The organism is Flavonifractor sp. An9 (genome assembly GCF_002161245.1).
Taxonomy (GTDB): Bacteria; Bacillota; Clostridia; order Oscillospirales; family Oscillospiraceae; genus Flavonifractor; species Flavonifractor avicola.
In genome coordinates this window covers 48,226-70,314 of record NZ_NFHC01000003.1, presented here as the reverse complement: position 1 = coordinate 70,314, position 22,089 = coordinate 48,226, and the positions used below count along the sequence as shown (strand labels likewise).

The 22,089-nt window shown below is 60.7% G+C and carries 17 protein-coding genes and 1 tRNA gene; 7 read left to right on the top strand and 11 right to left on the bottom strand.

What is annotated here, in order from left to right; all coding sequences use genetic code 11:
• The first annotated feature begins 76 nt into the window (after window positions 1–76).
• Genes B5G40_RS03375 through B5G40_RS03360 form a run of 4 tightly spaced genes read left to right on the top strand, consistent with a single transcriptional unit; the run spans window position 77 to window position 6,355 of the window.
• The gene (locus tag B5G40_RS03375) at window positions 77–2,071 is read left to right on the top strand and encodes an efflux RND transporter periplasmic adaptor subunit (RefSeq protein ID WP_087398765.1); all 1,995 of its coding nucleotides are present in this window, start codon (window positions 77–79) and stop codon (window positions 2,069–2,071) included.
• 1 nt (window position 2,072) lies between these two features.
• On the top strand, window positions 2,073–2,768 hold the full coding sequence (locus tag B5G40_RS03370) for an ABC transporter ATP-binding protein (protein WP_087388716.1): 696 nt from the start codon (window positions 2,073–2,075) through the stop codon (window positions 2,766–2,768).
• A complete protein-coding gene (locus B5G40_RS03365; RefSeq protein WP_087398764.1) occupies window positions 2,765–3,973 on the top strand; it encodes an ABC transporter permease in 1,209 nt (402 codons plus the stop codon). Before B5G40_RS03370 ends, B5G40_RS03365 begins: the two co-directional genes overlap by 4 nt.
• Window positions 3,974–3,985: 12 nt before the next feature.
• A complete protein-coding gene (locus B5G40_RS03360) occupies window positions 3,986–6,355 on the top strand; it encodes an S-layer homology domain-containing protein (RefSeq protein ID WP_087398763.1) in 2,370 nt (789 codons plus the stop codon).
• Between the two features lie 52 nt (window positions 6,356–6,407).
• Here the strand turns inward: B5G40_RS03360 and B5G40_RS03355 are convergent, their stop codons facing one another.
• From B5G40_RS03355 to B5G40_RS03330, 6 genes are all read right to left on the bottom strand, one after another.
• A complete protein-coding gene (locus B5G40_RS03355) occupies window positions 6,408–8,135 on the bottom strand; it encodes a phospho-sugar mutase (protein ID WP_087388719.1) in 1,728 nt (575 codons plus the stop codon).
• A gap of 132 nt (window positions 8,136–8,267) precedes the next feature.
• On the bottom strand, window positions 8,268–8,756 hold the full coding sequence (gene rlmH, locus B5G40_RS03350) for a 23S rRNA (pseudouridine(1915)-N(3))-methyltransferase RlmH (protein WP_087398762.1): 489 nt from the start codon (window positions 8,754–8,756) through the stop codon (window positions 8,268–8,270).
• Window positions 8,753–9,541, bottom strand: a complete 789-nt coding sequence (locus tag B5G40_RS03345; protein WP_087398843.1) for an MBL fold metallo-hydrolase — start codon at window positions 9,539–9,541, stop codon at window positions 8,753–8,755. The genes rlmH and B5G40_RS03345 overlap by 4 nt, the downstream gene beginning before the upstream one ends.
• Before the next feature lie 65 nt (window positions 9,542–9,606).
• A complete protein-coding gene (locus B5G40_RS03340; protein ID WP_087398761.1) occupies window positions 9,607–10,899 on the bottom strand; it encodes a UDP-N-acetylglucosamine 1-carboxyvinyltransferase in 1,293 nt (430 codons plus the stop codon).
• A 403-nt stretch (window positions 10,900–11,302) separates the two neighbouring features.
• Window positions 11,303–12,091: an NYN domain-containing protein gene (locus tag B5G40_RS03335; protein ID WP_087188840.1), complete on the bottom strand. Its 789-nt coding sequence runs from the start codon at window positions 12,089–12,091 to the stop codon at window positions 11,303–11,305.
• Window positions 12,092–12,102: 11 nt separating this feature from the next.
• Complete coding sequence (locus B5G40_RS03330) at window positions 12,103–12,906, bottom strand: M55 family metallopeptidase (RefSeq protein WP_087398760.1); 804 nt, start codon at window positions 12,904–12,906, stop codon at window positions 12,103–12,105.
• 141 nt (window positions 12,907–13,047) lie between these two features.
• Here B5G40_RS03330 and B5G40_RS03325 point away from each other — a divergent pair, with 141 nt between their 5' ends.
• Both B5G40_RS03325 and B5G40_RS03320 read left to right on the top strand, forming a co-directional pair.
• Complete coding sequence (locus B5G40_RS03325; protein WP_087398759.1) at window positions 13,048–13,515, top strand: RNA polymerase sigma factor; 468 nt, start codon at window positions 13,048–13,050, stop codon at window positions 13,513–13,515.
• Window positions 13,512–14,849, top strand: a complete 1,338-nt coding sequence (locus tag B5G40_RS03320; protein WP_087398758.1) for a hypothetical protein — start codon at window positions 13,512–13,514, stop codon at window positions 14,847–14,849. Before B5G40_RS03325 ends, B5G40_RS03320 begins: the two co-directional genes overlap by 4 nt.
• Before the next feature lie 55 nt (window positions 14,850–14,904).
• Here the strand turns inward: B5G40_RS03320 and B5G40_RS03315 are convergent, their stop codons facing one another.
• The 5 genes from B5G40_RS03315 to B5G40_RS03295 all read right to left on the bottom strand — a co-directional run bounded on the left by B5G40_RS03315 (window position 14,905) and on the right by B5G40_RS03295 (window position 21,104).
• Complete coding sequence (locus tag B5G40_RS03315; protein ID WP_087398757.1) at window positions 14,905–16,437, bottom strand: efflux RND transporter periplasmic adaptor subunit; 1,533 nt, start codon at window positions 16,435–16,437, stop codon at window positions 14,905–14,907.
• An 18-nt stretch (window positions 16,438–16,455) separates the two neighbouring features.
• Window positions 16,456–18,765, bottom strand: coding sequence for an ABC transporter permease (locus B5G40_RS03310; RefSeq protein WP_087398756.1), 2,310 nt, complete (start codon window positions 18,763–18,765; stop codon window positions 16,456–16,458).
• Between the two features lies 1 nt (window position 18,766).
• Window positions 18,767–19,468, bottom strand: a complete 702-nt coding sequence (locus B5G40_RS03305) for an ABC transporter ATP-binding protein (RefSeq protein WP_087188845.1) — start codon at window positions 19,466–19,468, stop codon at window positions 18,767–18,769.
• 175 nt (window positions 19,469–19,643) lie between these two features.
• Complete coding sequence (locus B5G40_RS03300; RefSeq protein WP_087398755.1) at window positions 19,644–20,945, bottom strand: M18 family aminopeptidase; 1,302 nt, start codon at window positions 20,943–20,945, stop codon at window positions 19,644–19,646.
• A 74-nt stretch (window positions 20,946–21,019) separates the two neighbouring features.
• Window positions 21,020–21,104 (bottom strand) — tRNA-Leu (locus tag B5G40_RS03295).
• Between the two features lie 121 nt (window positions 21,105–21,225).
• Between B5G40_RS03295 and B5G40_RS03290 the strand changes: the two genes are divergently transcribed.
• Window positions 21,226–22,065, top strand: coding sequence for a pyridoxamine kinase (locus B5G40_RS03290; protein ID WP_087328565.1), 840 nt, complete (start codon window positions 21,226–21,228; stop codon window positions 22,063–22,065).
• The last annotated feature ends 24 nt before the right edge of the window (window positions 22,066–22,089 follow it).

The following is a 22,089-nucleotide window of genomic DNA, read 5'->3' as shown; positions in this document are numbered from 1 at the left end:
TTGCTTTGTCATTGCTTACCTTACCCGGTATGCTAGAATGGCAGTGAACAAGGAAGTGCATAAGGAGGAGTTCAATATGACGGATCAACAGACGCCTGTGCTCGAGCGGCCCGCTCCGGGCCAAACGCCGCCGGCTGGGGCGCCTTCCGGCCCCAGAAAGAAAAAGCGCCGCAGTAAGGTCAAGCTGATCGTGGGCCTGCTCATTACCGCGGCGGTGATCGCCGGAATTGTCTTTGCCCTGTGGTACTTTGTATTCCGGGAAGACGAAATGGGACTGGGCGAGGCTATGACCGACACCGTTCAGCTGGGGTCCATTCAGGTGAAGGTGGAGGGCAGTGGCATGGCCAAGGCCAATAAATCGGCCACGGTCACCCCGGGCACCGGCACCATTCTGGAGCTCTATGTGAAGGAGGGTGACCAGGTTACCGAGGGCCAACCCCTCTACCGCATGGACGACACCGCGGCCCGGGAGGCCGTCAAGGCTGCCCAGGAGACGGTGGACGACTGCCAGAAGCAGCTCCAGGCGGTCCATGAAAAGATCGGGGAGCTGACCATCAAGGCCCCTCATGCCGGCAACCTGCGGGAGGTGGCTAACCTGAAGGCGGGAGATACGGTGAACGAGGGCGACACCATCGCCACCATCGTCAACGACACCAAGCTACGCATCTCCCTCTATTACAGCTATGCCTATGAGGACAGCATCAAGGTGGGGCAGACTGCCCAGATCACCATCCCCTCCATCATGGGCAGCCGCACCGGTACGGTGGAGAAGATCAACAAGGTCCGCTTTGTCTCTCCTGAGGGTGCCACCCACTTTGAGGTGGTCTTTGTGCTGGACAACCCCGGCACCCTCACCGAGGGGATGGAGGCCTCCGCCTCCCTCACCGCCGCCGACGGCACCCCCATCTATCCCTATCAGAACGGCAAGCTGGAGTTCTATGAGACTACCGTGGTGAAGGCCAAGGCCTCCGGTCCGGTGGAGAGCTTTGGACTGCTCAATTACGCCGACGTGAAGGCGGGCCAGGTACTGGTCCAGCTGGGCGCCAAGGACTCCGACGAGGAGATCAGCGCCAAGGAAGAGGCCCTGAAGGCTGCCCAGGAGAAGCTGAAGGAGGCCAATGACGAGCTGAGCAAGTATAACGGCGTGGCCCCCATCGCCGGTACGGTTCTGTCCTGCAGCCTCATGGAGGGTGAGGAGGTACAGAGCGGCCAGGGCATCAGCATTGCCGATACCTCCCAGATGACGGTGGAGATCAGCGTGGACGAGCGCAATGCCCAGTACGTCAAGGTGGGCATGATGGTGAACCTGGACCAGTACGGCACCCCCTATACAGGCGTGGTGCAGAGCGTCTCCCTCACCGCCTCCGGTGAGAACGGCGTGGCCTCCATCCCCGCGGTGGTCAAGGTGGACAACTTTGACGGCTCCATGATTCCGGGCACCTACATCAGCTACTCCTTTGTGGCCAGCCAGGCGGACAACTGCCTGACCGTGCCGGTGGCCGCAGTCAAATACGTCACCTTTGACAATGTGAAGCTGCCCGACAGCCTGGACGCTCCCCCTGCCGGGGACGGCGACGGCGGAGAGACCGGCGGCGAAATGGACGACGGATTCCTGCCCGGCGACGGCGACATGATAGCGGACGACGGCGGCGAGATGAGCGGCGGCATGGACGAGAGCGGCGCCATTGTGGACGGCGATATGGCATACAGCGACGAAGGGGTGGCAGTGCCCCAGCGGTATTCCGGCAGCGGTGTGTCCGCCCGTAAGCTGGGTGTGGTCGTCATGCCCGGTCCGGGCATCTCCGCGGGCGGCGGCGCCAGCAGCGGTATGGGCGGAGGTTCCTCCGATGAGGAAACCGGCACCATCGTCTTTGTAAAGTCCAAGGAGGCCCCCGCCAATGCCATTCTGGAGCCCGATCCCGCCTGGGAGTGCCCTGAGGGCTTCTGGGCCGTGCCGGTGGAGATCGGCATCAACGATACTAGCCGCGCGGAGGTCAAGCGGGGCCTGAACGAAGGCGACAAGGTGTTTATCGGCTACGCTACCCAGAACGCCGACAGTTGGGGTGGCTGATATGCTGATCGATGTAAAAAACCTCTTCAAGATCTACCATGAAGGGGAGGAGAGCGAGGTCCGGGCCCTGGACGGGGTGAGCCTCACGGTGGACCGGGGGGAGTTCGTGGCCATCATCGGCCAGTCCGGCTCCGGCAAGTCCACCCTGATGAACATCCTGGGCTGTCTGGATATCCCCACCTACGGGGACTACCATCTGGACGGGGTGGACGTGACCGAGCTGACCGATAAGCAGCTGGCCCACATCCGCAACAAGCAGATCGGCTTTATCTTTCAGGGATTCAACCTGATTCCCGCCCTCAACGCCTGGGAGAACGTGGAACTCCCCCTGATCTATCAGGGGGTACCCGCCTCCAAGCGTTGGGACCGGGTGGAAGCCGCTCTGGAGCGGGTGGGATTGGCCGACCGGGCGGAGCACAAGCCCACCGAGATGTCAGGCGGTCAGCAGCAGCGGGTGGCCATTGCACGGGCCATTGCCACCCAGCCTCCCATCATCATGGCCGACGAGCCCACCGGCGCCCTGGACTCCCGCACCGGCAAGCACGTGCTGGAGATCCTCCACGGGCTCCATGAGGAGGGCTCCACCATCATCCTCATCACCCACGACAACGGCATCGCTTCCACCGCCCAGCGGGTGGTGCGCATTTCCGACGGACACATCATCTACGATGGAGACAGAGAGGGGGCCTTCCAGTGAATCTGACGCAGGCGTTCAAGATTGCCGTCAAGTCCATTGCGGCCAAGAAGGCCCGCTCCGTCCTTACCATGCTGGGCGTCATCATCGGCCTGGCCGCCGTCATTATCCTGGTGTCCTATGCCCAGGGCCAGAACCAGCAGATGCGGGCGTTCTATGAGAGCCTGGGCACCAACATCATCAACATCCAGGCCAGCAGCTGGAACAGCGAGAAGGTATCCGATGAGCTGTACGACTACTGTATGGAGCTGGACGAGTATGTACTGGGCGTCACCCCGGTGGTGCAGATGTACAATCAGACCGTCATCAAGTACGGCGCCAAGACCCTGGACAACTACAATACCCCCTGGGAGGAATCTCCCCAAGTGGTGATGGGCAACCAGCAGTTCTCCCTGTGCAACAATTTTACATTGGCCAAGGGCAGAGACATTGCCTACCTGGATGTGAAGAACTACAACCAGGTGTGCGTGCTGGGCTCCAAGATGGCGGATGCCATCTTCAACTACATGGACCCGGTGGGCCAGACCATCACCATCAACAACATCCCCTTTGAGGTCATTGGAGTCTATCAGGAAAAAGACCCCAACAACATGACCGGTATGGACCGCTACATCGTGCTGCCCTACTCCATGAACCGGGTGCTTAACGGCCAGACCAGCATGGATACCTTTGTGGCCAAAGCCAAGGACTCCGAGTCCACCACCCGGGCCATCACGCTGCTCAAGGGCTTCCTTCAGGGCCTCATCGACCCTAACAGCGGTTATTACAGCGTCACCACCCCCAACCAGATGCAGGAGGAGGGTAAGGAGCAGGATCAGATGCAGCAGCGCTTCCTGGGCGGTATCGCCGCCATTTCTCTGGCGGTAGGCGGTATCGGCATCATGAACATCATGCTGGTCACTGTCACCGAGCGTACCCGGGAGATCGGCATCCGCAAGGCCATTGGCGCCGAGCGCAAGAGCATCATTGCCCAGTTCCTCATTGAGGCCTGTATGATCTGCGGCATCGGCGGCATCTTTGGCATCATCGTGGGTTATATCGGCACATTGATCGTGGGGAAAATATCCTTCCATACCATATTGATACCCAACGCCGGGATAACGGTGGGCGCCTTCTTTATCTCCGTTGCCCTGGGCGTGGCCTTTGGCCTCTATCCTGCCATCAAGGCCTCCGGCCTCCAGCCGGTGGAGGCTCTGCGGGCAGACTAAAGGAGTGAGATCATGAAAAAGAGAACTTGGCTTTCCGCCCTGCTGGCGGTGGCGCTGCTGGTGAGTATGCTGGTGGTGCCTTCCGCCTCCGCAGCCGGCAATACAGCGTTCACAGATATTACAGACCCCGACCAGGCCAACGCCGCTGAGATGCTGCGTCTGCTGGGCGTGGTGAACGGTACCGGCGGCGGTGCCTTCCGGCCCCAGGGTACCCTGACCCGGGGTGAATTCTGCAAGATGACGGTGGAGATCATGGGCCGGGGCGATGAGGAGCCTGCCCAGCGCAGCCGCACCATCTTTACCGACGTCAGTTCTACCCACTGGGCCAGAGGCTATATCAACCTGGCCGCCTCCATCACCGTGGGCGGCTCCTCCGGCGGCGATGGAGAGAGCTCCACGGCGGGTACCCGCCTCATCATGGGCGTGGGAGACGGTTCCTTCCAGCCTGACCGGGTCATTACCTGCGGCGAGGCGGTCACCATCCTCATGCGGGTGCTGGGGTACGGCGACGGCGATGTGGCCGGCGGCCTCAACTGGTACGACGGCTATATGGGGCTGGCCGGCTCCGCCGGACTGCTGGATAAACTGAACCTGACCGGAGCATCCACCATCTCCCGTGGCCAAGCTGCCGTCCTGTTCTACAACCTGCTCTTTGCCAAGACCAAGGGCAGCGACAGCCTCTACCTCACCGGCCTGGGCTGCAAGGTGGAGGACGGCGGCATCCTGCTGGATGTGAATGCCACCCTGGCTGGCTCCAACACTGCGGTCAAGACCACCACCGGCACCTACAAGACAGACCGGGCAGGGCTGGACGAGAACCTGGAAGGAATGCAGGGCGACGTGGTTCTGGACAAGAACGACAAGCTGCTGGCCTTCCAGCCCAAGGAGAACATCACCAGCCGGGCGGTCAACGTGGCTGAGTGGGAGGCTACTTGGATCAGACTGCTGGACGGTGAACAGATTCAGATACAGCCAGATACCAGAACCTTTCAGAGTGGTGAGGAGAAAACCTACAAGGATGTATACCAGGACGGTCATCCGGGCGATTCCATGACTATCTATTATGATATCAACGGAAAGATTGATTATCTCTTCCTGCCTTCCACTTCCTTTACTGGAAAGGCTATGGTTGCCCGAAATCAGCCTTCCGGTAACCCCTTTACGGAGCTGACCAACGGGGACAGCAACTATAAGATCTATAAAAACGGGATGCCTGCCACCGTGGGAGATATCCGCCAGTATGACGTAGCCACTTATGACAGTGCTTCCAAGATCCTGTATATCTCCGACCTGAAGCTGACGGGCATCTATGAAAATGTCTCCCCCAGCCCTAAGGCACCAGTCTCCATTACCGTGCTGGGTCGGGCCTTTGATGTGTTGCCTGAGGCCACCAATGATCTCCAGAATTTCAAGATTGGAGATATGATGACTCTACTGCTTACTAATGACGGCAAGGTAGCCGGTGTGGTTACCACTGCTGCGGCCAAGGGTAACGCAGTGGGCTATGTGAAGGAAATTAACACCGAGGACGGCGAAGCAACTGTACAGCTGCTGGATAACGTGCTGGGCGAGGTGAAGGGAAAAACCTCCTACCGGAAGGACAGCGCCACCAAGATGATGGGTGAGCTGGTCACCGTTTCCTCCAATAAGCAGGGCCAACTCACTTTGACCCGGCTCACCGGCGGCTCCTCCAGTGGAGTTACCGGCAAGCTGGATGTGGCTGCCCGTACTCTGGGCGGCGTGGCCCTGGCCGACAACGTGGCGGTATACGAGAAGGTGGGCAGCAGTAAGCTCCAGCCTGTCAAGTACAGCCAGATCACCGCCGTCAGCGTGCCTTCCTCCAAGATCCTGTATGCCAGCAAGGATTATGCCGGCCGGTACAATGTGCTGGTACTGAACGATGTGACCGGCGATCTGTACACCTATGGCTTCATGAGCAAGGGTACCATGACTACCCCCTCCAGCATGGGAGAGATTGTGAACTCTACCGTAATTGTGACCACCTCGGACAAGAATGGAGAGACCAAGCTGGAACTGGTGGGCGGAGTGGAAGTGCCCCGCAACGCGGTAGGCGGTGTGGTCGCCTCTCTGAATACCCTTCAGGATAAAAACAAAATTGCCGGTTATGTGTTCCTGAAGGAGCTGGACGGCGTGCACCGCAGCGCCTTTGACATGAAGGCCAAGACGGTGACCACCACCGACATGGTGCTGCCCATTTCGGACAGTGTGGTGTGCTACAACAAGACAACCAAGCAGTGGTTTACGGCGGAGGACCCCATGGATGCCCTCAATCAGGCCCGGGCCTTCTCCGACAACATCACCATCTACTACGACCGCACGCCGGAGGAGGGCGGCAAGGTCCGTATGGTAGTGGTACAGTAAACATGAAAAAGCCGCCCCCGCGTGAAGCGGGGGCGGCTTTTTGCATTTCAAATCAGCCCTTCAGGCTCTCGGCCCAGGCAGCATACTTGGCTACCTTCTCGTCGGCCTCCGCCTTGGTGGCGCCGTTGGCCAGGATATACACCTTGACCTTGGGCTCGGTGCCGGAGGGCCGGACGATGAGGCTGGTGCCGTCGGCCATCTCGTAGCGCAGCACGTTGGAGCCGGAGAGCTCCATGGTGGTCTTGCTGCCGTCGGCCACGGTGACCACGGAGCCGTCCTTGTAGTCCTTCTGCTGGGTCACCGCCACGCCGGCGATCTCCACCGGGGGGTGCTCCCGCAGACCGGCCATCAGGTCGGCCATCTTCTTCAGACCGTCCAGACCGGGCATCACCAGGTTCAGGGTCTTTTCGCCGTAGAAGCCGTACTTCTCATAGCACTTCTGGAGGGCGTCGTACAGGGTCATGCCCTGACCGGCGTACCAGGCGGCCATCTCGGTGAGGGCCAGAGCGGCGGTGACGGCGTCCTTGTCCCGGACGTAGTCGCCCAGCATATAGCCGTAGCTCTCCTCGTAGGCGAAGATCACCTTGCCCTCGCCGGCGTTCTCCAGCTTGTCCTTCTTCTCGGCCAGGAACTTGAAGCCGGTGAAGGTGTCGTAGCAGGCCAGACCGTTGGTCTCGGCCACCTTGCGGGCCATCTCGGTGGTGACGATGGTCTTGAGGGCCACCGGCTTGTCCGGCATCTTGCCGGTGCGCTGCTTGGCGCCGATCAGGTAGTCCAGCAGGAGCACGCCGGTCTGGTTGCCGGAGATGGTGATGTACTCGCCCTGGTCGTTGCGGACCATGATACCCACACGGTCGGCGTCGGGGTCGGAGCCCAGGATGAAGTCGGCCCCTTCCTTCTTGGCCAGGTCCACAGCCAGATAGAAGCCCTCGGGATTCTCCGGGTTGGGGGAGACCACGGTGGGGAAGTTGCCGTCAATGACCATTTGCTCAGGGACACAGATGACGTGCTTCATGCCCAGACGCTTCAGAGCCTCGGGGATCAGCTTGTAGCCGGTGCCGTGGAAGGGGGTATATACCATCTTGAAGGTGTCGGCCACCTTCTCCACAGCGGCCTTGTCATTGACCTGACCCATCACGTTGGCCAGGAACTTCTCGTCGGTCTCCTCGCCCATCAGGGTGATGAGGCCGGCCTTCATAGCCTCGTCATAGTCCATACGCTGGATGGAGTCAAACAGATCCAGCTCCTCCATCTTGGCGGCAATGGCGGAGGCGTGGTGGGGGGGCAGCTGAGCGCCGTCCTGCCAGTAGACCTTGTAGCCGTTGTATTCCTTGGGGTTGTGGCTGGCGGTCACGTTGACGCCGGCGATGCAGTGGTACTCCCGGACGGCAAAGGACACCTCGGGGGTGGGACGCATGGCGTCGAACAGACGGACCTTGATGCCGTTGCCCGCCATAACACAGGCGGTCTCACGGGCGAACGTCTCGGAGTTGTTGCGGCAGTCGTAGCACACGGCTACGCCCCGCTCCACCGCCTCGGGGCCCTCAGCCTTGATGACCTCGGCGAAAGCCTGGGTGGCGTGACGGATGACGTGGATATTCATCTGATGCAGGCCCACGCACATAGTGCCGCGCAGACCGGCGGTACCAAACTCCAGAGGAGCAAAAAAGCGGCTCTCGATCTCCTTCTCGTCGCCGGAGATGGAACGCAGTTCCTCCTTCTCCGCCTCGCTGAGAGCGGGACTGTTCAGCCACTTTTCATATACATCACGATAAGCCATGGGAATTACCTCCAATACCTCAATTTCAGCAAAAGCACATCTCTGCGCTTGTGATTATAGCACAAACTGACCGGTATATCTACCCTGTTTTTTGGGAGTTTACGCCGTAAGCTGCAAAAAATTTCCTGCTCTTTACTTGTGGTACCCGGAGCCCTCCACGATCTTGAAGCAGCGGTAGATCTGCTCCAGCAGCATGACCCGGGCCAGGTGGTGGGGGAAGGTCATGGGGGACATGGACAGCCGCAGATCGGCCTTTTCTTTCAGGGAGGGGTGCATCCCGTAGGAGGAGCCGATGAGGAAGGTCAGGGTGTTTTTGCCCTGGCCCGTCCACCCCTCCAGACGGGCGGCCAGTTTCTCGCTGGAGAGAAGCTGGCCCTCCACGCACAGGGCCACCACCGCCCCGCTCTTGGGCAGCTTGGCGGTCACCGCCGCCGCTTCCTTTTCCAGGGCGGCGTCGATCTGGGCCCGGGAGGGGTTCTGGGGCAGCCGCTCCTCGGGCAGTTCGGTGAGCTGGAGCTTGCAGTAGCCCCCCAGCCGCTTGACGTATTCCGCCGCCCCGTCTATGTAGAACTTTTCCTTTAGCTTGCCCACGCAGATGATATGGATGGAACTTCCTTTCATACGGTGTACCTCCGTCCCGGCTCACTGCGGGGAGCCACATCCAGCAGTACGTCCTGGCCGGGAACGGCTCCCATGCGTGTGAGGGAATCCCCCACCACCTGCCGGGCCCGCTCCGGGGTGTTGTTCTCGTGGGACAGGTGGGCCAGCACTACGGCGGAGGCGCCTGCCGATACAGCGGAGCACACCAGGGCAGCCCCAGCCTCGTTGGACAGGTGGCCCCGGTCGCCCAGGATGCGGTCCTTGAGAAAGTAGGGGTAGGGGCCGGAGCGGAGCCACTCCACGTCGTGGTTGGCCTCGGCTACCAGCAGATTGGCGCCTCGGATGCCTGCCTCCACCGCCTCTGTCACATGGCCCAGGTCGGTGACCACTGCCGCCTTCCGCCCGCCGGCGGAGAGGGCGTAGCCGGTGCTCTCGGCGGCGTCGTGAGGGGTGGGGAAGGTCTCAATGTCAATGGAGCCGATGGAGAAGCACTCCCCCGGCGTGAAGGGGTGAAGCACCTCTTCCAGAAAGGCGATGCGGTAGCACAGCTGCCGCCCGGTGCCCCGGCTGGCGTACACCGGCACTTTCCGCTGCTTGGTCAGGGTGGTGAGACCGGAGATATGGTCGGTGTGCTCATGGGTGATGAGCACGGCGGACAGGCTGGCGGGGTCGACGCCCAGCCCCTTCAGGGCGGTGGTGATCCGGCGGCAGGAGATGCCGGCGTCCACCAGGATATGGGTGGCGCCGTCACTGACCAGCAGGCTGTTGCCGCTGGAGCCGCTGGCCAGGGTACACAGTTGAAGCACAAAATCGCTCCTTTCCAGAAAAAACAGGCGGGGGAGTTCCCCCGCCTGCATAAGATTTATGTTGATTATCCAACCTGGGCCTGTTTGTCCTCGTCGGGGGTGACCACCACACGGATGTCGGCGCCCACGCCGGACAGCTTGCGGACAATGTCTTCATAGCCGCGCTCAATGTGGTGGATGTGGCCGATCTCCGTGGTGCCCTGGGCAGCCAGTCCGGCAATGACCATGGCCGCGCCTGCCCGCAGGTCACAGGCCTGGATGCGGGCGCCGGTGAACTTCTCCACGCCCTCAATGACGGCAATCTTGCCGTCCACCTGGATCTGAGCTCCCATGCGGCGGAACTCGTCCACATAACGGAACCGGTTGTCCCACACGCCCTCGGTGATGACGCTGGTGCCCTCAGCCAGACAGAGGACAGCGGCGATCTGGGGCTGCATATCGGTGGGGAAGCCGGGGTAAGGCAGGGTCTTGATGTTGGTACGGGTCAGCTTGCCGGTGCGGCGCACCAGCACGGCGTCGTCCCGCTCCTCCACGTCCACGCCCATCTCCAGCAGCTTGGCGGTGATGCACTCCAGGTGCTTGGGGATCACGTTCCTGATGAGCACTTCGCCGCCGGTGGCAGCCACGGCGGTCATATAGGTGCCCGCCTCGATCTGATCGGGAATGATGGAGTAGGTGCCGCCGGTCAGCCGCTCCACGCCCCGGATCTTGATGACGTCGGTGCCGGCGCCCATGATCTCGGCGCCCATGGAGTTGAGGAAGTTGGCCAGGTCCACAATGTGGGGCTCCTTGGCGGCATTTTCAATGATGGTCATGCCGTCGGCCAGCACGGCGGCCAGCATGATATTCATGGTGGCGCCCACGGAGACGATATCCAGATAGATCTGGGTGCCGTTCATCCGGCCATTGGAGGCCTTGGCATGGATATAGCCGCCCCGGACGTCCACGTTGGCCCCCATGGCCACAAAACCCTTGATGTGCTGGTCGATGGGCCGACCGCCGAAATCACAGCCGCCGGGCGGGGGAACCTCCGCGGAGCCAAAGCGGCCCAGCAGAGCGCCGATCAGGTAGTAGGAGGCCCGGATCTTGCGGGCCAGTTCCTCAGGTACCCGGGCGTTGCGGATGTGGGAGCAGTCCACATCCACGGTGGTGCGGTTGACCGTACGCACGTCGGCGCCCAGTTCCTGCAAAATATTGAGCAGCAGCGTCACATCGCTGATCTGAGGCAGATTTTCAATGCGGCATACCCCGTCCACCAGCAGGGCGGCGGGGATGATGGCAACAGCGGCGTTTTTTGCGCCGCTGATGTCGATCTCTCCAAAAAGCGGTTTCCCGCCGTGAATCACATACTTTGTCAAAATGCAACCCTCTATTCCTTCCGCCGGGGAACACACCCACGCCGGCGGCATCCAAGGCCGGATCAGACCGGCACCATAAAGCATCTGCAAACGCCTGCCTGCGGCAGAGCGCTCCAATACGTATACATTATAACATAACCTGCCATAAAATCAAAGACATTTCTTTAATGCCTCTGTGACAGGGATGTTTTGATCATAATTTACCCTGCTATGCGGGAAATATCCCAATGAGTCAGACAAAACGGACGCAGAATTCGGAAAAAAGATCCGTACTGCCCGGCGCATTGGGTCCGGAATATTATACCCTATGGGACTGCTTCTGTCTTTCTGAAAAATGCACAAAAAAAGCCACGGGAAGCAGTGAATTTCGCAGCCTCCCGTGGAAGAATATGGATGACATTCTTTATTTGCTCTGTTTATCCCGTACCAGGATGTGGGTCACGTTGGGCTGGCTGGTGGGACGCACATCCACCTCAAAGCGGGAGAGGGATTTGACCAGCTTGGACAGCTTGGAAAAACCGAAGTTCCGGGGGTCGAAGTCGGGCTGCTTTTTCACCAGCAGATTGCCCAGCTCGCCCAGAGCGGCATAGCCGTCCTCATCGGCAATGGTATCCACCGACTCGGCAATGAGCTTGACCACCGCCTGGGGAACCTTGTGCTCTGCTTCCGGAGGCTGTGCGGGAGCCTCCTTCTTTTTCTGGGGCTTCTGGGCCTTGGGTTTTTCTTCCTCCGCCCTGGCCTGTTCCGCTGCCGCCCGGATGACCTCAATGTAAACAAATTTATCGCAGGCCACAATAAAGGGGTTGGGGGTTTTCCGCTCTCCCATACCGTAGACCTTTTTGCCAGCCTCCCGCAGCCGGACGGCCAGACGGGTGAAATCGCTGTCGCTGCTCACCAGCACGAAGCCGTCCACCTGGCCGGTGTAGAGGATGTCCATGGCATCGATGATCATAGCCGAGTCGGTGGCATTCTTGCCGGTGGTATAGCTGTACTGCTGGATGGGGGTGATGGCGTTCTCCAGCAGAGGGCCCTTCCAGGAGGCCAGGTTGGGGGTGGTCCAGTCTCCGTAGATTCGCTTGATGGTGGGAGTGCCGTATACTGCCACCTCCGCCATAATGTCCCCAAGGGCCGAGCGGGGGGCGTTGTCCGCGTCAATGAGCACCGCCAAACGCAGGTCGGTCTGTTCTGACATGGCGGTCCTCCTTAAGCCAGTACGAAGTGGTAAAAGCGCAGCATCTCGTACCAGTCCTTTGCCGCAAAGGAGACGGTACGGCTGTCTTTCAGGCAAGCGCCGGGATAGAAGCTGCGGCGGTAGGCCAGTTTGTGGTCGTGGAAGGTAACGGCAGTCTCAAAGTGTTTCGGCATAGGCACCGTACAGTCCGCCGCCCGGCCCACGGCCTCCTCCGCCCCTTTCCGAATGGCCTCCACTGCGGCGCTGGGGTGCATGGACAGCACACCGCCCCCCACACCCTCATTCACCGGGACGGTGACAATGGCGGGGATGAGCTGCCGGGCGCTGTCGCACAGGTCCTTGTCCCCGGACAGAAAACAGACGGGTACGCCGAAGTAACCTGCAATATAGGCATTGATGAGAAACTCGCTGGCCGGAGTTCCATTGAGCAGAACCTGAGCGCAGTCGGTGGTCATGGTATGGGATAATGGATTACCGCCGCAGGAGCTCCAGGCATGATAGCCGGTGAAAAGTACGCCGCCAAACGTTTCCCGGTTCAGGCCGGCCATCATACACAGGGGATCGCCGGTCCAGCCCCGGAAGATGCGGACCTGACGGGGAAGGGCGGCGGCGTCCAGATTGCGGGCAGAGTCGTGGGCGTCCTTTACCAGCAGACCCTCCGCTCCACCGGTCAGGGCGCCCTGGCAGGCGGCGGCCACCTCGGCGGTCATCTGTTTGCGGAAGGGTTCATAATCAGAAGCGGAGCCCCGCTCGGTCTCTTTCCAATCGGCAATGCCGCAGGTGCCCTCAATGTCGGCGCTGAGATAAAATTGCATAAGACAGGCCTCCCAAGTGTTTTTTTCAGTATATCATAGTTTTTTGCCTTCAGGCAACTTGGCGGAGCTACTATTTTGTGCAACCATTGCAGCAATTTGCCGTCTAAAAGCGTATATAGGGTGAAAGGGGGAGAGGGAACCATGGACCCCAACCGGTTGGAAGCACTGATTCAAATCCATCAAAATACCCTGTACCGGGCTGCTCTGGCCATTCTTGGGGACGCCCATGAGGCGGAGGACGCGGTGCAGGACGCCTTCCTGCGCTGCCTGGAGAAGGGGCCGGAGTTTGAAAGCCCCGCCCACGAGAAGGCCTGGCTGCTGCGGGTCACCGTCAATGGCTGCAAGAGCCGCCTGCGGTCACCATGGCGGCGGCGCACCGCCCCGCTGCTGGACACCTACCCCGCGGCCGGACCGGAGGAGCAGAGCCTGATGGAGGCCATCGGGGCCCTGCCTGCCAGGGACCGGGCGGTGCTCCACCTCTATTATTATGAGGGATATCAGACCGCAGAAATCGCCGAAATGACCGGCTGGCGGGAGGGTACCGTTCGCTCCCGGCTCACCCGGGCCAGGGCAAAGCTGGGAGCGCTGCTGAAAGGAGAAATGCAATGAACCGATATCGTAATTATATGGACCGCATCTCCGCTCCGGAATCCCTGGCGGGCCGGGTGTTGGAGGGAAAGCGGCCCCGTCGGGCCCGTCCCGCTTTGGCCGCGGGCGTTCTGGCGGCCTGCTGTCTGGTGGCGGCGGTAGGCGGCTGGCAGTTGTGGCGGGGGAGAAGTCTGGCCGGGCCGGACTCCACGGCGGGGGTAGCGGCCACGCCTCAGATGAGCCAGCAGACGGTCCAGGAGGGAGATCACACGCTGGTGGTGGAGGACGCCTTTGGGGGACAGCCTCACAACTTCCCCGATCAACCCGTCTATGACTACCCCGACTGCACCGGCTCGGACGCTATGGTGGGGGATTACGCTTACCCTGAGGGCTGGTTTATAGAGCTGTTGTCCGCCCAGGAGATCATCAGCGTCCTGGGGGGTACAGACGCGGTGCCCTGGACGCTGGACTGGACCGGCTTCGGCCTGGACGGTACGGTGATCTACGACGGGGAGGGGAATCCCTGGCGAATCGATATTATGGGCCAGCGGGGGGCGGACACCCTGCGCCTGGAGCTGTGGCCCGGTCGGGAGCCCATCATTGATCTGATCTATGCAGATGCCGCTGTCCAGGATGTGGATGGGGTAGAGGTCACCACCTACTCCCTCTACTACGATCAGGACGGGGACGATACTAAGGAATACACCTATCATGCGGATTATTTTGACGGCGCCATGGGGGTGAACTTTACCTGTACCAGCAAGGACCAGGGGACCGCCGCCTGGCTGGCCAGTCTGGTCGTGGGCCACAAAGGCTTTACCGCCGAGGGCCTGGACGCCCCTAAGGGCGGGAACCATACGGTGGCTCTGGGTACCGCACGGCTCTACGGCAGTGGGGAACTGACCCTGGCCCAGGCCTACCAGCAGGAGCTGGCCGCCTATCTGCCCGACCTGGAGGCCATGCCGGAGGGCTTTGAATTTGAGAGCGCCCAGTGGCATTTTGACGAGTTGGAGGACAGCCTGAGCGTTCTTTGGTGCCGGGGCGATGACTATATCAGCGTCTCTGTGGGCCGCTTTCCCGATGGCACTTCTCTGCTGGCCCCCGATTTCCAGCCCGATGAGGTGGTCACCCCTCAGGCTCTGGAGTGGATCGGTTACTATGCAGACGACGACCAGGGGGATACCCCGGGCTGGCGGTATAGACCCTTCACCGTCCATTATACTGAGGCAGACGGAGTGACGGTGGCCGTCAGTTATTCTATCAGGGGCTTGAACCTGGAGGAGACGGCCGCCTTTGTAAACAGCAGCCCGGCCAGCCAATCCCGTGTCCACCCCGTTACTGGAGCTGTTGATTAGTTGATTAAAAGAAAAGCGCGGAACCGTCCGGTTCCGCGCTTTTTATTGTATGGATTTAAGGCAGGATCACTTCGTCCTCCTCCGTAATTCCGGACAGGATCTCCACATATTCGCTGCCCCAGAGGCTGGTCTCCACAGTGACCGTCTCGGCCTTGCCGTTTCGCAGGACCTGGACGGTATCTCCATCCACCGCTTTCGCAGGCACACGGAGACAGTTCTCTTTCCCCTCCGTGAGGATGGACACCGACACATTCATGCCGTCCCGCAGACCGTCGGTGTTGTCCAGGGCGATCTCCACGGTGTAGTCGGTGACGCCGCCGGAGGTGACGCCGGTGTCCTCCACCCGCCGCACTGAGCCGGTGTAGGTGCGCTGCTCCCCGGTGTCGGTGGTGAAGGTGATGGATACGCTCTGGCCGGTACCCACCCGGTCGATGTACTGTTCGTCAATACTGGCGTGGACGCACAGGGCTTCAGGCTGGGCCAGCACCGCCATGGGGCTGCCGGCGGAGGCCAGATCCCCTTCCTTGGAAGTGCGGGAGAGGATGACCCCGTCCGCCGGAGCGGTGATGGTGTAGTCCTCCCGCTGATCGGTAAGTTGGTCCAGGCTGGCCTGAGCCGAGTCCACTTGAACCTGGGCGGCGTCCACCTGGAGCTGGGCGTTGTCTACCTGGAGCTGGGCGTTGTCCACGGCGTTGGTCAGGCTGTCATTTTTCAGGGTGAGCACCGTCTGCCCGGCGGTGACTGTCTCGCCCTCCTGAATGGAGAGAGTGAGCACCTGACCTGACTGACCGGCATAGATGGACTGTTCGGTGGTGTAGGAGATGGTACCCGCCTCCATGCACATCACCCCGTTTACCGACGCCATGGCGGTGGAGCCGCTGGCCAGGGTGCCGGGATTGCGGAAGGAGAATTCCACGTTGACGCCGGTGCGGCTGCCGCTGAGGGCCACCGGCGTATCATAGACCCGCACCACCGTGCCGGTGAGGGTGTCCGCCTTGCCGGGGAAGGAGATGACAGCAGCAGCACCCGGTGTCAGGGCCTTGGCGTCCTCCAGGGCGAAGGGGACGGTGAGTTTCAGATTCACGCTGTCCACCACCTGGGCCACCGGCGTGCCGGAGGAGATGAAATCCCCCACATGGACGTTGACCGCTGTCACCGAGCCGGAGGCGTGAGAGACCACCGTCAGGTCAGCGCAGGCGGCCTGGGCCTGGGACAGACTAACCTTGGCCTGCCCCAGAGAGGCCACCGTTTGCTCCAGGGCCACCTGGGCGCTGTCCACCGACAGCTGGGCCTGGACGATCTGATCCTCCAGGGCATCGGAGTCAATGGTGTACAGGGTCTGACCTGCCGTTACGGTGTCCCCCTCCTGAAAGGTACACTCCGTCACGGTGCCGCTGACAGTGGGGACAATGGTATAGTTGTCGGCATAGGTCACAGTGCCGGTATCCTCCACCCGGTACTCCACCGGGCCGGTATCAGGCTGGACGGTGCGATACTCGTCCTGGCCGGAGCCGGAGCAGCCGCTTAGCAGAAGCAGGCCCAGCACAGACAGAAGAGCCGTGCCCCGCCGCCAATACACAACTTTCATAAGAAACACCCCCGTGTGCTATTCCACGCTTTTCAGTGCGCCCAGCATATCGATCTCCCGCATTTTTCGCCCGATGATCACATTGACGCCCAGGGCGAAGATCATGGTGACCGCGCATGACAGGCCAATGGCCATGGGGGTGATGATCACCTCCAGAGGCATGGCGGTGATGGAGAGGATCAGGAACCGATCCAGGGCAATGCCCAGAGGAATGCCGCACAGGATACCGGCTCCGGCAAAAATCAGGTTTTCGCTCAGCTGCAATTTCTTGATCTCTTTTTCGTAAAAGCCCAGGACCATCAGGGTGGCCAGGCTGCGGATCTGTTCATAGAAGCTCATGATGCCCAGGTTATAGATGACAATGCAGGCCAGCCCGCCGCCAAAGAGAATGAGGATGTACACCACCATGGAGGTGTTGGTCATCTTCTCCACTGCGGCGGCCGTCACCGCCTCCCGGCTCTGCCAGCCGTCCACAAAGTCGTACCGGTCCAGTTCTGTTTCCAGTGCGGCGGCATCCTGGGTGGTGAGATAGGCGGTGGTGGGGGTGTAGGACTTGCCCAGCTCCCGCCACAGACTGCGGCTGATATAGGCGCCGCTGACACAGCGGTTGACCTCTGCTATCCTTAACGTATAGTAATGGTTGTCACCGGTAAAACGAAGGGTAATGATATCGCCCTCCTCTACCCCCAGATCATCGGCCAGCAGCTTTTCCAGCACTACACCGTCCTCCGGCAGGGTGAGGGAGCCGGTGGCGTAGGGATCATACAGGTGAAGGGAGACGGTATCCTCGGTCACCGTCAAAGTGGAGGTGGTCCGCTGATCATCGGTATACATCCAACAGGCGGTGGTCATCTCCAGTTCTGCCCCGGTAACGCCGGGGACGTTGGTCAACCGGCTGTACTGGGCCTCGGTGACCGAGCTGTTCAGACTGGCCATTACGTCATACTTGTTTTGGTTTTTGGCCAGGGCATCGGAGTAGGCATCCATAGAGTCCTTGATGGCAAAGGCCATGAACACCAGGGCCATACAGAAGGCGATACCCACCACACAGGTGAGCATCCGCACCTTGTTGCGGAAGGTGTTGCGGATGATGTACTTGCTGTTAAAGCCCAGCCGCCGCCACAGAGGACCCACCCGTTCCAACAGAACGGTCTTGGCGTTTTTGGGGGGCTTGGGGCGCATACACTGGGCGGGACTCTCCTTTAACAGGGAGCGGGCCACCAGCCAGGCGCTGCCCAGGCAGCACAGGGCGGTAAGACCTGCCGCCTGGCCCCAGGCGGAGAAATCGTGGACAATGGTGTAGGGGGGCAGGTCGCAGCCGGTGGCAATGGTCCACACGATAAGCTGGGAGATGTATTTGCCCAGCAACGCGCCAATGGGAAAGCCCACGATGACCACCAATAGGGCGTGGAGCAGGTAGTAGAGCATGATCGTGCGGTCATCATAGCCCAGCGCCTTGAAGGTACCAATGTCCATACGGGCATTTTCAATGAGCCGGTTCATGGTACTCACCATCATCAGCACCGCGCACAGGAAAAACAGGGTGGGGAAGAAGGTGAGGATGGGTACCAGGTTGTCTTTACCTTCCATCAGGGAGTAGGCGGGCTGGTTGTCCTTCAGCGCCAGGATGTTGACCACTTTGTTGCCTAGCGCATCATCGATGGCTTCCCGGATGGCAGAGGCGGGAATGTCATCGGCGGTGGTGATACAGATCTGGGTATATTGATTGGCTCCCATCACCCCGCTGAGGACCTCTTCGTCCACATAGGCGAAGGCGAAACGGGACAAGTCGGGGGAGGGATTGGTGGCGTTGATGTTGTAGAGGCACTCCGGGTCCTTTCCCACACCGCAGATCTGGAGCCGCAGGTGGATCCCCAGGCCGGTGAGGGTGATCTCGTACCAGTCCCCCACCTCCAGACCGTGGGCGGCGGCGTACTGGTCGCTGAGGAAGATTTCCCGGCTGTTTTGGGGCAGGGAGCCTTCCACAATATAAGGAGTATTGATGGAAAAATCGGCTACACCGTAGAGGGTGAGGGTCAGATCGCTGTCATAGCGGTCCTCGGCATCCAGCACCACCCGGGGCTGCACACCGGTAATGCCCGTAATGGACGACAGATCCCGGCAGTCCCCCTGATCCAGGCCGGCACCGGAGATCCAGTAATCGGCCACATTTTGGGTGTCGTAGTAGTCGCCCATCAGCCGGTCTACATTGTAAATGATGCCGCTGAGGCCGGTATACACCACCACGGCGATCATGGTGATGATGCTCACCGAGATCAGCCGGGAGGCGGTGCGCCGCAGGTCGCGGAAAAAGTTTTTCCAGATCATGCTACCACTCCAGTTCCTGTACGGGCACCGGGTTGGGATTCTCTTCAAAGGATTCGATCTTGCCGCTCTTCATGCGGATCAGTACGTCGGCGGTAGGAGCCAGAGCGCCGTTGTGGGTGACCACTACCACCGTCTTTTTGCTCTGCTTGCACAGGTCGTACAGCAGGGCCAGGATGGATTTGCCTGTCACATAATCCAGGGCGCCGGTGGGCTCGTCGCACAGCAGCACATCGGGATTTTTGGCCAGGGCACGGGCGATGGCGCCCCGCTGCTGCTCGCCGCCGGAGCACTGGGCGGGGAAATTCCGCCGCCGCTCGTCCAGACCCACCATACGCAGTACCTCCCGAGTGTCCAGAGGGTTGGGGCAGATCTGGCTGGCCAGTTCCACATTTTCTTCCACGGTCAGGTTGGGCATCAGGTTGTAGAACTGGAACACAAAGCCGATGCTCTCCCGGCGGTACTGGGTGAGCTGCTTCTTGTTGAACCCGGAGATCTCTTTCTCGTTGACAAAGACCTTGCCGCCGGTGGGGGAGTCCATGCCGCCCAAAATGTTGAGGACCGTGGATTTACCGGCGCCGCTGGCCCCCAGAATAATGGTGTATTTGCCCTCGGGGATGGTAAAGCTGATGTCGTCCACCGCTTTGATCACCGTTTTGCCCATGATATATTCCCGGGACACGTGCTCCAGCCGAACGCCTGCCATAGGGACGACACCTCCCTGAAATTGGTTAAAAAATACGGATATCGGTGGAATTAGAGAAATTATTTGTGCTATTATGCTATATTATAACACGGCATATTTGCTTTCTCAATCCCTGGGGGAAAGGCTGAATAAAAAATCATCTGCGGTTTCCGAAGTAACCGCAGATGATTTGGTATTATGCAAATTGATAGATGCCGTCGGCGATGGGCGCAAAGCCGGCCTGGAAGAAGGCGGCGCAGGCTTTGGCCATATAGGCCGGGTCCTGACTGCCGGCGGTCTCCACGGCAGAGTGCATGGCCAGCTGGGCCATGCCGATGTCCACCATGGGGATACTGACAGCCTGGCTGAGCAGATTGCCCAGGGTGGAGCCGCCGGGCTCGTCGGCCCGGTTGGCAAAGATCTGCACCGGCACTCCGGCCTGCTGGCAGACGGCTTTGAACAGACCGGCGGTGAGGCCGGTGGTGGTGTACTTCTGGTTGGCGGACAGCTTGATGACCACGCCGCCGTTGGGGTAGACCTTGTTGGCGGGATCGGCCTTCTCGGTGAAGTTGGGGTGGACGGCGTGGCCGTTGTCGGCGCTGAGGAGCATACTGCCGGTCAGAGCCTGCCGTACCTGCTGGTCGTCCAGCTTCAGGACATGGGCAATGCGGGAGAGCACATCTGGCAGGAAGGAGCTGAGGGCTCCCTGCCGGGTGCCGCTGCCCACCTCCTCGTTGTCAAAGAGACAGTAGACCTGGCCAAGCTTGTCCTGAGGAGCGGCGGTGAGCAGGCCCTCCAGGGTGGCGTAGGCGCAGCCCAGATCGTCAATGCGGGGGGCCTGGAACAGCTCCCCGGCGGGGCCCAGCACCACCGGCTGCTGCCGGGGGCAGAGGGTGAAATCGGTGGAGAGAATGTCCTCGGGATTCACGTTCAGCTCCTGGGCCACCAGCTGGGTGAGGGAGGGGCTGCCCGCCAGGCCGTACAGGGGCTGCATATCCTTCTGGGCATTGTAGTCATGGCCCCGGTTCACATCCCGCTGCTGATGGATGGCAAGGCTGGGGATAGTGAGCAGGTCCCGGTCCAGGTAGACCAGACGGCTCTCTACGCCCTGGGCGGTTTTGACAATGGCCCGGCCTGCCACAGTGAGGGGCCGGTCCAGCCAGGAGGCACAGTTCATGCCGCCGTAGCCTTCAGCAGACAGGCGGAGGTAGCGCTTGTCCCCCTCCAGCACGTCGCCCTTGATATAAAAGGTGGGGGAGTCGCTGTGGGCGGCGGTCATACGCCAGCCGGTGAGAGCGGTTTTAGGCAGCCGGAAGGCGATGAGGCTGCTCTGGTTGCGGGTAGTGTAATAGCCTTTGCCCCACTCCAGGGTCCAGGACGCGCACTCCTCCAGGCGGGTGAAGCCGGCCTCCTCCAGCAGGGCGGCGGCGCTGCCCACGGCGTGGTAGGGGCTGGGACTGCGGGAAATAAAATTCATCAGTTGATGCAGGGTATCCATATTTGGTAACCTCCTGGGTGAAAGATCCAAAGATATGATAAAAAGCCGCGAACGTGGCAACGTCCGCGGCAGCGTGGTGCGGGCATGGGGACTCGAACCCCAACGCCGTGAAGCACGAGAACCTAAATCTCGCATGTCTACCAATTCCATCATGCCCGCCTGTTGTGTCCACTAGTTTAGCATCCGCGAGGGAAAATGTCAATTCCGACAGGGGGTTGCGGCAGGGACAGGAAGGCATTATAATGAAATGGCATATGCAGCCCAAAGGAGGAACCATACCATGGAAATTGCACCCCGGATTGCTGCCATACAGGATATTTCGGGCTTTGGCCGCTGCTCATTGACGGTGGTGCTGCCGGTGCTGTCCGCTATGGGCAGCCAGTGCTGCCCCCTGCTTACCGCCAGCCTCTCTGCCCATACCGCCTTCCCGCCCAGCGATAAAGCCACCTTTCTGGACCTGACCGGCCAGATGGAGGGGACCACAGCCCATTGGGCGGAGCTGGGCGTGACCTTTGACGCCATCTACAGCGGTTTCCTGGGCTCAGCGGACCAGATCCGCATCATTGAACGCTTTTATCAGCAGTTCCGGGGAGAACACACCCGGGTACTGGTGGACCCGGTGATGGGAGACCACGGAAAGCCCTACCGCACCTGTACCCCAGACCTGTGCGCTAAAATGCGTCAGCTGGCTGACCAGGCCGACTGCATCACCCCCAACTGGACCGAGGCCGCCCTGCTGCTGGACGAGGACTACGCCAACCGTCCCACGGAGGAGACGGGCATCCGGAACTGGTTGGAGCGGCTGAGTCTGGACGGCAAACGTTCGGTGGTGCTTACCGGTGTCAGCCTGACGGAGGGCCAAATCGGGGCGAGCTATTTTGACCGCATCACCGGCACTACCGGCTTTGCCATGGCCCACCAGGAGCCCGCCCACTTCCCCGGCACCGGTGACCTTTTTGCCAGCGTGCTGCTGGGCGCCCTGATGCGGGGGGACGAGCTGCCCGGATCGGTGCGGCAGGCAGTGGACTTTGTACAGCGCTGCGTGGCCTGCACCCTGGAGGTGGGTACCCAGCCTCTGGAAGGGGTTCAGTTTGAGCCCCTGCTGAAAGAACTGGTGTAAACGCCGCCTAACATCAGAGAGACA

Coding starts and splice junctions, on each gene's coding strand:
- B5G40_RS03375 (WP_087398765.1), top strand. CDS start 77: ATGACGGATCAACAGACGCCTGTGCTCGAGCGGCCCGCTCCGGGCCAA.
- B5G40_RS03370 (WP_087388716.1), top strand. CDS start 2,073: ATGCTGATCGATGTAAAAAACCTCTTCAAGATCTACCATGAAGGGGAG.
- B5G40_RS03360 (WP_087398763.1), top strand. CDS start 3,986: ATGAAAAAGAGAACTTGGCTTTCCGCCCTGCTGGCGGTGGCGCTGCTG.
- B5G40_RS03355 (WP_087388719.1), bottom strand. CDS start 8,135: ATGGCTTATCGTGATGTATATGAAAAGTGGCTGAACAGTCCCGCTCTC.
- rlmH (WP_087398762.1), bottom strand. CDS start 8,756: ATGAAAGGAAGTTCCATCCATATCATCTGCGTGGGCAAGCTAAAGGAA.
- B5G40_RS03335 (WP_087188840.1), bottom strand. CDS start 12,091: ATGTCAGAACAGACCGACCTGCGTTTGGCGGTGCTCATTGACGCGGAC.
- B5G40_RS03330 (WP_087398760.1), bottom strand. CDS start 12,906: ATGCAATTTTATCTCAGCGCCGACATTGAGGGCACCTGCGGCATTGCC.
- B5G40_RS03325 (WP_087398759.1), top strand. CDS start 13,048: ATGGACCCCAACCGGTTGGAAGCACTGATTCAAATCCATCAAAATACC.
- B5G40_RS03320 (WP_087398758.1), top strand. CDS start 13,512: ATGAACCGATATCGTAATTATATGGACCGCATCTCCGCTCCGGAATCC.
- B5G40_RS03315 (WP_087398757.1), bottom strand. CDS start 16,437: ATGAAAGTTGTGTATTGGCGGCGGGGCACGGCTCTTCTGTCTGTGCTG.
- B5G40_RS03310 (WP_087398756.1), bottom strand. CDS start 18,765: ATGATCTGGAAAAACTTTTTCCGCGACCTGCGGCGCACCGCCTCCCGG.
- B5G40_RS03305 (WP_087188845.1), bottom strand. CDS start 19,468: ATGGCAGGCGTTCGGCTGGAGCACGTGTCCCGGGAATATATCATGGGC.
- B5G40_RS03300 (WP_087398755.1), bottom strand. CDS start 20,945: ATGGATACCCTGCATCAACTGATGAATTTTATTTCCCGCAGTCCCAGC.
- B5G40_RS03290 (WP_087328565.1), top strand. CDS start 21,226: ATGGAAATTGCACCCCGGATTGCTGCCATACAGGATATTTCGGGCTTT.